Consider the following 245-nt stretch of genomic DNA (forward strand, 5'->3'; position numbering starts at 1 on the left):
CGCGACTCCACCGGCGCGGCCGAACGCCTCACTCGCGTGCTGTCCGGTTCCCGGTTCGCCGGCGAGCTGCTGGGCGGCATCCCCGAATCCGTGGCCTGGCTAGAGACCGAGGACGAGCTGCGCCCGCGACCCGCCGCCCTGCTGCGGGAAGAGACCGCGGCGATCCTGGCGCGCCACGAGTCCGTGGACACGGCGGCCGCCGCACTGCGGGCCATGCGCCGTCGCGAGGTGCTGCGGCTGGCCGT

General features: G+C 75.9%; 1 protein-coding gene. It reads left to right on the top strand.

Annotated elements, in window-relative coordinates; all coding sequences use genetic code 11:
• The coding region (locus tag SB773_RS33930; protein WP_410594877.1) for a hypothetical protein at positions 1 to 245 on the top strand (245 nt) is incomplete at both ends.

Origin of the sequence: Bacillus sp. SIMBA_074 (genome assembly GCF_046534555.1) — a bacterium.
Lineage (GTDB): Bacteria > Bacillota > Bacilli > Bacillales > Bacillaceae_G > Bacillus_A > Bacillus_A mycoides.